The 9,082-nt window shown below is 61.8% G+C and carries 10 protein-coding genes and 1 pseudogene; 7 read left to right on the top strand and 4 right to left on the bottom strand.

All coding sequences use genetic code 11. The annotated features are described in order from the left end of the window. On the top strand, positions 1 to 664 hold a 664-nt coding region (locus tag AB4Z55_RS27545; RefSeq protein ID WP_369521205.1), incomplete at its 5' end, for a hypothetical protein. Between the two features lie 22 nt (positions 665 to 686). Here the strand turns inward: AB4Z55_RS27545 and AB4Z55_RS27540 are convergent. Continuing rightward, entirely contained in the window at positions 687 to 1,052 is a 366-nt protein-coding gene (locus AB4Z55_RS27540; RefSeq protein WP_369521204.1) for a hypothetical protein, read from the bottom strand. 187 nt (positions 1,053 to 1,239) lie between these two features. After that, on the bottom strand, positions 1,240 to 1,485 hold the full coding sequence (locus AB4Z55_RS27535; RefSeq protein ID WP_369521203.1) for a hypothetical protein: 246 nt from the start codon (positions 1,483 to 1,485) through the stop codon (positions 1,240 to 1,242). 301 nt (positions 1,486 to 1,786) lie between these two features. Between AB4Z55_RS27535 and AB4Z55_RS27530 the strand changes: the two genes are divergently transcribed. The 6 genes and pseudogenes from AB4Z55_RS27530 (at position 1,787) to AB4Z55_RS27505 (ending at position 8,296) form a co-directional block, all read left to right on the top strand. Beyond that, the gene (locus AB4Z55_RS27530; RefSeq protein ID WP_369521202.1) at positions 1,787 to 1,966 is read left to right on the top strand and encodes a hypothetical protein; all 180 of its coding nucleotides are present in this window, start codon (positions 1,787 to 1,789) and stop codon (positions 1,964 to 1,966) included. A 228-nt stretch (positions 1,967 to 2,194) separates the two neighbouring features. Then, complete coding sequence (locus tag AB4Z55_RS27525; RefSeq protein ID WP_369521201.1) at positions 2,195 to 3,391, top strand: hypothetical protein; 1,197 nt, start codon at positions 2,195 to 2,197, stop codon at positions 3,389 to 3,391. Between the two features lie 37 nt (positions 3,392 to 3,428). Then, a protein-coding gene (locus AB4Z55_RS27520) for an IS3 family transposase (protein ID WP_099047927.1) occupies positions 3,429 to 4,573 on the top strand; the annotation gives its coding sequence in 2 pieces (ribosomal slippage) (positions 3,429 to 3,696 and positions 3,696 to 4,573; 1,146 coding nt in all). Positions 4,574 to 4,684: 111 nt separating this feature from the next. Next, positions 4,685 to 5,392 carry a hypothetical protein gene (locus tag AB4Z55_RS27515; RefSeq protein ID WP_369521200.1) on the top strand — a complete coding sequence of 236 codons (708 nt, stop codon included), beginning with the start codon at positions 4,685 to 4,687 and terminating at the stop codon, positions 5,390 to 5,392. A gap of 805 nt (positions 5,393 to 6,197) precedes the next feature. Then, a complete protein-coding gene (locus AB4Z55_RS27510; protein ID WP_369521199.1) occupies positions 6,198 to 6,788 on the top strand; it encodes a hypothetical protein in 591 nt (196 codons plus the stop codon). A gap of 79 nt (positions 6,789 to 6,867) precedes the next feature. Next, positions 6,868 to 8,296, top strand: a pseudogene (locus AB4Z55_RS27505) (recombinase family protein). 6 nt (positions 8,297 to 8,302) lie between these two features. On the opposite strand, the gene AB4Z55_RS27500 reads toward AB4Z55_RS27505, so the two are convergent. Both AB4Z55_RS27500 and AB4Z55_RS27495 read right to left on the bottom strand, forming a co-directional pair. Continuing rightward, a complete protein-coding gene (locus AB4Z55_RS27500; protein WP_369521198.1) occupies positions 8,303 to 8,578 on the bottom strand; it encodes a hypothetical protein in 276 nt (91 codons plus the stop codon). A 149-nt stretch (positions 8,579 to 8,727) separates the two neighbouring features. After that, positions 8,728 to 9,045: a hypothetical protein gene (locus AB4Z55_RS27495; protein ID WP_369521197.1), complete on the bottom strand. Its 318-nt coding sequence runs from the start codon at positions 9,043 to 9,045 to the stop codon at positions 8,728 to 8,730. Positions 9,046 to 9,082: the final 37 nt, after the last annotated feature.

Raw genomic sequence — 9,082 nt, 5'->3', positions numbered from 1 at the left:
AGCTAGGCCGGTCCGGTTCACGCCCACATTCGAGGAACGATCTATCAGCGCAGACGCGAGCACACCTACAAGACGGCTGATCGCTGACTTGGCACTGAGCGGGGTGGTGGTAGGCCTGGTTGCGGTGATCGGCTGGCGGTATGCGAGTCCGCGCCAGTTCGTTGACCTCGGCCGCCCGGCGCGCGAGATCAACGGCTACTTCTTCACCTTCGACTACTTGCAGTCGGAAACGGGTCCGCGCTGGTTTCCCGAACTGCTCGTGTTCCCCGTCGTCGGCTCGCTGATGGGCGCCGTGATCGGGCTGGCGGCGTCGGCGCTGTCGGCTACCCGGCCGACGTGGCGCACGGTCGCCGTCCAGGTGGTGAGCACCGTCCTCCTCGGAGCCGCCACTGGACTGTTCGCCGCCCTCTACGCGCATCACGTGCAACCCGTGGTGATGATTCAACCCGTCACAGACCCAACATTCGTCCTGACCGACTCGGATATCGCGTCCAACCCGGGCGCGCTCCGTGGCGCTCCACGATACGTCGACTTAGCGCCAGAACTTGTGTACTTCCCGCTGGCAGGGGCGCTCAGCGCGCTCGGGGTTCTACTGGTCCTGGAAATGATCCGCCGCCTGTTTCCGCGTGCGAGGCCACCCGGTGGTTCTCACGAAGGGACGTGATCGTGTGTGGGTATCCCGGCGGTTATGCCGTTCTTCGTACCTGGCGAAAGGCGAGATTGACCAGGCTGGACAGCAGCAGTGCTGCGGCCAGATATCCGAGGATCAGCGGGGAGAAGATCTCCGGCTCGTCTTGATGGTTTGCCCACCAGTAGATTCCGAAGACGGTTCCGATGATCCCCAGGACCAGTACGGCTGTTTGGATCGGGACACTCACCATGGACAACGGTATCGACACGACCGCTGCGATGGCGCACAGGATGCAGACCAGTATCGATATCGATAGCCACGTCTCTGAGTCGAAAACCACAGCGAAAACAGCCGATACGATCCCTGCGGCCAGCAACGCGAGTTCTGCTTTGGGTACGCGTACTCCTACTGAATTCGTCATCGAGATCACCTCTTTCGTTCCGAATGGCCAGGGCGTTGTCCAGGTAGCTCGCGGTCAGTCGAGAATATGCCCTCCCCACTCCTTCGGGTGGGCCACAGCCGCTTCGGCAATGAAGGACTGAATCTGTTGAGTCGTTCTCGCAAATCACCACCACCTGACTTGCGGTCGCGACCACCCGGCGATCGGGTCACGGTGCGCTAGTCGAGGCCAACCGATGCTCACACACTCGCCGCAATCGTTGCCACGCAGTGTCATCCAGGCCCGGCGGCGGAGCTGCGGCGAGCACTCGATGGAGTCGATGGAAGAAGACCCGCTCCGGGATGCCGAACCTCACCCAGATGTCCTCGCTGCTGCCACCACCGAACGGCGCCCACCGCAACGCGAACGCGATCATGTCCTCGCGTTCGCGCGGATCGCTGCGCCAGTCCGTCACGGCATCCAGTATCAGCCACCGCCTGTGCGCGCACCTGCACAACGTTCATCTGAACGGACGAACACCCCGGCACGGCACAATGTGATGCACTGACCTCAACGATCTGCGTTATCCTCATGGCCGTCACGAGGGGAGATGGCCGGGGGGCCCGGGCGTTCGCGCAGACGTCACGATCGTCGTTGCCTGCGACCTCAGCGCGCGCTGCGGAAGGACCGCTGTCATCACCCCCAGGACCAGACGCATCTACCGGGCAGTGAGCGCCCGGCTATCGACCAGCACGGCGTGGTTGATCGATCCCACTGTGGCGTCCACACGGCGCAGCCGCCCCGGGCGCACCCTGCTCACCATCCTCGCCGTCCTCGCCGTCATCTGCGCGGAGATCGCCCTCCTCATCTGGCTCTCCACCCTGACCACGGCACCCAAACCTCAGCCGACCCGACCGGCGGATTCGCGCTACATTTCGTCACATGTGATGAAATAGCTAAAGTCATTGCACCGCAGGCGATTAACTGGGAACGAGACGTGTTGAAGTGGGACGAGTAGGGACCTAGGACTGCGTCTAGCCCCTTGCATCTGGTGCCGGGGGGGCAACTCGTCCCGAACGCCGGGTTCAGTCCGGCGGCTGGGCCTCTCTTAAAGGGGTCGGGGGGCCATCGCCGTGAAGGTGATCAGAACTGGCACTGTCGGCACCGGACGCAATGATGGACGAGTGAACTTCGATCAGATAGCCCGTATGGATGACGGCGCACCACGCGTCGCGCGCATCGATGACGTGCCAGCCCTGTTCTACCTCGATATCGAGGCACGACGTGAGCTCTGGGGCCACGTCGGCCTCGTGCCCACGCTTGAGTGGCTCTCGCGGATCTTCGCTGACCTAGACCTGTCACGCATGTCGAACAGTGATGACGAGGTTGTGCTCGCGTTTCTATCCGGGGTCAGCGAACCAGCCAGCGCGCAGACTGCCGGCTTGCTGGCTCACGGCAACGCTGTGCTGCATCCGATGCCGTTGTTTCTGGCAATCAAGGAAGTCATAGCGTGGGCCGATGTGGACGGAGATGCCGTGCCTACGAGTGATGAACTCCTAGCGGTCTTTCTGAGTCTGTCGGCCGAAGCTCATGAGGCGGCCATGCCGACCGAGGGAGCGGGATTTGACCAGGTGCTCGCCGAGATGACGCTGACTCGCTTGACCCAAACGGCGCTGCTGTATCCCGAACCACTAGAACTTCTGTCGGCGTCGACGGAGGGGATCTGGTACCGAGGTTGGTCAGACAGGACCTCGACCAAGGTCAAGCGCAGCCTGGCCGAGCGTCCAGCCGCGCAGTGGGCCGAGATCACCGGGGTTGATCTCGACGACTTCCTGTCACTCGGGTGGTTGTTCTACAACCTTTGGAAGCACGAAGGGTTCACGTGTATTGAGCCTGAATTCTTCGCTCGATACGCCGCTCCACCAGCGGCCGTCGACTTCCTGATGGACCATTGCACGGTGTCGCTCGCAGACCTGCGCGCACAGCTGGCGCAGGAACGATCCGAGAATGCGTCGCTGTGGACTCGGTACAAGCTGCAACAGACCCCGTTTGTGCGTATCGACGACGGCACACTGCTGCCTATCAGATTTCAGTACGTGATCCAGCGCATCTTCGGAGACCATCTCTACCTCGAGACCGAACACATGTTGCGTGCGACCGACTCGAAGAAGGCCGACCACTACGCGGAGGCAATGCGGAACATCTTCGAGGAACGCGTTGGCGAGGTCCTCCAACGCATCTGTACCTACGACGAATCGGGGGAGACAGTCCTTGTTGACGAAGCCGAGATGAAGCGAGTCTGGCGAACGAAAAAGTCGACGCTGCCGAAGATCTGCTGGCGTGTCCCCCGTGAACCGGTCCGGTCTGTTTTAGAGTCCTGATTGCCCTGTTGAGGGCAGAGAAGGGACGATGAGGATCATGGCAGGACGCAAGCGCCACTCGGCAGAGGACATTGTGCGCAAGTTGCGCCGGGCTGACGAGTTGGCGGCGCAGGGCAAGACCGGCGAGGAGATCGCCGCCGACCTCGAGGTGTCGGCAGCGACGTTGTACAACTGGCGCCGCCAGTACGGCGGCATGGACGGTGACGCGGCCAAGGAGCTCAAGGAGCTGCGTGAGCAGAACGGCCGGCTCAAGCGGCTGCTCGCCGATGCCGAGTTGGAGAAGGACGCGCTACGGGAGATCGCCAAGGGAAAATTCTGAGCCCAACCGCCAAACGCGCCGCCATCGACATGCTCAAAGACGTGATGAACATGTCAGAACGCAAGGCGTGCAAGGTTGTTGGGCTTGCTCGTTCAGCGTATCGTCAACTGCCGCAAGCGCACACCCCGGCTGACCCGGATGCTGGCCTGCGCCAGCAGCTACGAACCTACGCCCGTCAGAACCCACGCCACGGGTTCCGTCGGGCGTGGGCCTGGCTACGTTTCGACGAAGGCGACACCGTGAACAAGAAGAAGGTCCACCGGCTGTGGAAGGAAGAAGGATTGCAGGTGCGCCGGGCGCCGCGGCGTAAACGGGCCGGCCAGTCGTCGGTGCCGATTGTCACCGCGGACGCACCGAAAGTGGTGTGGGCATTGGACTTTCAGTTCGACTCCACTGTCGACGGACACAAGATCAAGATCGCGTCCATGGTCGATGAACACACCCGGATGTCGCTGCTCAACATTGTGGATCGCTCGATCGCCGCCGACCGGTTGATCGAGGAGTTGAAGAAGACCTTCGCGATCTGGGGTGGCCCACCGAAGGTGCTGCGCATGGACAACGGCCCTGAGTTCATCTCTGAGGCCCTCCAGACGTTCTGTGCAGGGTCGGTGGGGATCTCCTACATTCCGCCTGGCACGCCGTGGAACAACGGGTTCATCGAGTCGTTCAACAACCGGTTGCGCGACGAGTGTTTGAACCGCAACTGCTGGCCCACCCTGTTGGAGGCCCGCGTGGTCATCGAAGACTTCAAAGACGACCACAACCACCGACACCGCCACTCAGCGCTGGGCTACAAGACCCCGGCCGAGTACGCTGCCCGATGCACCCACCAGCACCACCCCGTGGGCTGCGAGATCGACTGACCGACCGCAAGAAAGAACTGGCTCTAGGACCGACTGGACCGGTTATCGGGGACCTGCCACTGCGACTTCGCACTCTTCCGTGGGCACGGTTGCATTCTGATCGACGCCAACATGCGTAACTTGCCCCAACCGTTCGCGGAAGGTGAGGCGACGATCGAATCGCTGCAACTCGAGATCGAGCAGCGGTTCACGACAACCAAGTTCCGACAGCTACTCAGCACCGTCGAACTCTTCATGAACCGAGGCTGGAACAGGCTGCGTACGGCGGTCACTGGCCGCACCAGATTCGTCCCGATCGTGGTTGTTCCCGACGCGGGAATCCCGGGCGACATCGCGGTCGAGAACGCTGTGTACACCAGAGCATTCGGCCTGGTAGTCAAGTACAACGAGAATCCCAACATCACCAAAGTCCACGTGCCAGCAATTCTCACCTGGCGTGACCTACTCAGACTCGATGGACTAGCCGAACGCGGCGTCGACATCTTTGTCCTGCTCAAACGCTGGCGCGACATTGACGCTCTGGGTCGGTTCGGGCGTGAGCAACTACCTGTGCCGTTGAGTGAGTTCCTAGATCGTCGATACCCGGACTCACCGATGAGTCAGCGTGAGCACCGGCGAGGATGGGACCTGTTTGAGCACCTTCGTTCCCACGTAGAGCAACACGCGATCGCGGCTGCTCCCGCGGCCCTTCGCCAGACGGTGGCAGCAGAGTTCGCGCACCAACGACGCCAGCTGCCGACATTCGACAACCGACACGAGTTCACCGAGCGCGATGGCCGCGCCATGAGGATCACCAACAGTTCATCGGATTGCGATTGAGGAAACGATAACGGCCACAACAGATCCGCTGTTGGCTTGCGGTGTGGCGGCTACGGTAGCCACTCAAGAAGCGGTAAATATACTGCCTCACAATCACTTTCACTCGTCCTAGTTCGCGCCGATAATTTAGATTATGTAAAGTTACGCTTTACATACACTGTACATGGTTTCTTGACACCTCTCCTGATGACAGTCAGCATGAGACGGTGACACCCCACATGGGAGCTTCCCTCGCCGGCATCGTCGACGAGTTCAAACATCGACGCGGTCTGTCGGAAACCGCGGTAGCCGGACGGCTCGGTATGAGTCGGATGAACCTGAATCTGTGGCGGCGCGAAGGACTTCGCGCTCTGCCCACACGCGATCGACTCGAGACGGTCGCGGAGGTGACTGACACTCCGTACCGGGTGGTGCTCGAGACCGCGCTCGCCGAATGCGGCTACCTTGACACTCCCCCGCCGGGGGACACCGTGTCGCTGGACGGGGTGGTCGCGGTGTCACGGATCCTAGCGGGAGTGGTCGGGCGCGGGTTGAGCCCGAGCGAGTCTTCGCGGCTGAGGGCGGCTTGGGTTTCAGCGTCTCCGCGCACCCTCGTCTCGGTCGCTACGCTGCTCCAGGAGCAATGCGCTGATGGGTGAGGTGGCCCAGTTTGCGGAGAAAACTCACTCCACGACAACGAGAACTGCTCAACGTGCGGCGTTAATTGCAGATGGCAAGAATTGAACACCCCGCTGTGTTCGGACCGTCCCCCGAGCACCCCTACGCTCTCGGCAACCTCTGAGTCCATCAACCGCAGGAGAACAAGGTGAACGGGTTTGCATTCGCAGCTGCGCTGGTCAGCTCGTTGATATGGCCGGCGACCGTTCTCTTGCTCGCCCTCTGCTGGCGTGAGCCGCTCACCAAGCTCTTCAATCGGATCGCTCGGCAAGCCAAGAACGTCACCGGACTTGGGTTCAGCGTAGAACTCGAGACCCAGATCGCACACCTCGTCTCGACAGGTCTTGCTCTGGCCCCGGACGGATCTGTTGACCGCGAGCATAAAGAGAACGTGCGGTATCCAGTGTTGCTGAGCGCTGATCCTGTTGCCACAATCATCGATTCATATGAGCGCGTGCGGTACTGCGCCATCGACAAACTCACGAAGCTTTATGGTCAGAGCAGCTTAGGTAGCAACACTAATATCCTAACACTCGCTGACACAATGCACTGGTACGGACAGACCCAAGGGCACGTCGACGAGACGTTGGGAAAGGTAACCGCTGAGTTGGAGAGCATCTACAACACAGTCGTACAGATCGACCAGCCTCTCAACGCGTTCTCTCCGAAGGAACGCGTCTACGCAACGCATTACCAAGCCGTGGCTGACCGCGTGATCGAACACTTCAAAATGCTGTAATCGTCGGACTGATCAGATATCCATCCGGGTAGGGGCCACACCAGTCAGGGATAGCTGGGAAGTCACTAAACTGGCCCCTATGAGTAGCGGTAAGCCCACGGTGCGGTCAGCGGCAGTGTACGCCCGGATCTCCCAAGACTTGGAGGGCAAAGGGCTTGGCGTGCAACGACAATTGGAAGACTGCCGCAAGCTCGCGAAGGATCGTGGGTGGACCATTGGCCGCGAGTATGTGGACAATGATGTGTCCGCGTACTCGGGCAAGACCCGGCGGGGTTACCGGCAGATGCTCGATGATCTGGCGAACGGTGCCCGGGATGCGGTGATCGTCTACAACCTCGATCGGGCTGCATCGCCGGCCGGTGGAGCTCGAAGAGTTCGTCACCCTGTGTGAGCAGGCCGGGGTCCACGAGGTCGCGACCGTGACCGCCGACATCGACCTGGGCAACGATGACGGGCTGTTCATGGCGCGGATCTTCGCCGCCTTCGCCGCCAAGGAGTCCGGGCGGCGATCAGCACGGGTAGCCCGCAAGATGCTCGCCAATGCGGAGGCGGGGTTGCCGCACGGTACCGCCCAGCGAGCCTTCGGATACGAGACCGGCAATATGGTCGTGCGTGAGGATGAGGCGCAGATTGTGCGGGATCTGGTGGCCCGCACCATTGCCGGGGAGTCGATGCGCTCACTTGCGCAATGGTTGAACGACCATGAGATTCGTACCGTGTCGGGCAAACCGTGGATCACGACCACTCTGCGGGCGTTGGTGCAGTCGGGGCGGATCGCCGGGCTGCGCGAGCATAAGGGGCAGGTGGTCGGTCCGGCGGTGTGGGAGCCGATCATCACCCCGGCGCAGCGGGATCAGGTACTGGCGGTGTTCGCGGCGAAAGCGCGGTCGACCAAGCGGATACCGCGGCGGTATGTGCTGTCGGGGATGTTGCGGTGCGGCAAATGCGGCAACACCCTGTTCTCCGCGGCCAGGACGCAGGGCCAGGATCGACGAGTGCGTCGCTACGTGTGTCTGTCTGGCCCGGATCACCGCGGTTGCGGCCGGCTGACGGTGGTGGCGGTGCCGGTGGAGGATCTGCTGGTCGATGCGGTGCTGGCCCGGTTGGACTCACCGGGCCTGCGGAACGCGTTGGCGGGCAAGGCGAAACGGAGTCCGGATACGGTGAAGCTGACCGCGCAGATCACCGTCGATACCAGCAAGCTCGACGAGCTGGCCGGCCTGTACGCCGACGGGGCGATCACCGCGCGGGAGTGGATGACAGCCCGGAACCCGATCGAGGAACGTATTCAGCGGGCGCACAAGGACATTGTCGCTGTTTCCTCCGACGGAGCCCTGTACGAGCTGGCCGGCACCGGAGCATCACTGCGTGGGCAGTGGGAGGAGCTGTCGATCGACCGGCGGCACGCCATCGTTAAAACGGTCCTCGACCATGCGGTGATCGCTGCCGGCAAGCAAGGCGCCCGCAGCCTGGATATCAACCGCGTGCAACCGCAATGGCGATTGTGACGTGGTTTAGAACGTGGATCGCATGCTGCCCAGACGTCGGGTCTGCTGAGCCGGCGTCACTCGCTGGTGGGGCCGTGGATTCTGCCGGCCCTGTTGGTGGACGGAGCTGATGGCTGCCCACGTGTAACGCTTGGCCAAGCCGGAGTACACGGTGGCTGAACGTCCGAGATAGATAGCGCTCAGTGCTGCGCCGACCGAGAGCATGAACGGGACGGTGGTGAGCGCGTTTGTCCCGTGCATCATGAGGGTCCAGGACTTCGGCACCGCTGGTGCGGCGATCAACCCGAGCACACCGCCGGTGATCCACCGCTGATTGACGCTGCGCCACGCTGCGTCTGCGTACTGCTTGGCGATGCTGGGTCGGCGGATCAGTTCGGGGATATCCCAGTCGTGCCCAAACTTGTGCCAGAATTCTGCAGCGGTCTTGGGGTCTAGGTGATGACGACATCAGTCAGTATGGTCGCTGCCAGTCCGAGCCAGTACGGGTGGGTAATTCCTGCGATCCGCAGCAGGACTGGCATCAGGATGGCAAGTAGTCTCGATCGGATGAGCGGGTTGTGAACCAACTGCTCACGCATGGTCCGCGCGGACACAACCACACCTTTGCTCAGGTGTGCGGTCATCGAATACGGTGCCGCAACGCCGAACATGATCATCGCGGCGACCACGCCGAGACCAACGAAACCCAGTGAATAGTCCGCGACATGCATCGGGCCGGCCGTGCCGGTGATGTGCAACAGCGCGAGCACCGATGCTCCGAGCATCACCCATCCGGCACTGACAGTC

The sequence above is a fragment of the Gordonia sp. ABKF26 genome (assembly GCF_041103195.1).
GTDB classification, from domain to species: domain Bacteria; phylum Actinomycetota; class Actinomycetes; order Mycobacteriales; family Mycobacteriaceae; genus Gordonia; species Gordonia terrae.
This window is presented reverse-complemented; position numbering and strand designations above follow the sequence as displayed.

Bases quoted from the DNA above. Each gene is read 5' to 3' on its own strand.
- AB4Z55_RS27515 (WP_369521200.1), top strand. From the start codon at position 4,685: ATGCGTAACTTGCCCCAACCGTTCGCGGAAGGTGAGGCGACGATCGAA.
- AB4Z55_RS27540 (WP_369521204.1), bottom strand. From the start codon at position 1,052: ATGACGAATTCAGTAGGAGTACGCGTACCCAAAGCAGAACTCGCGTTG.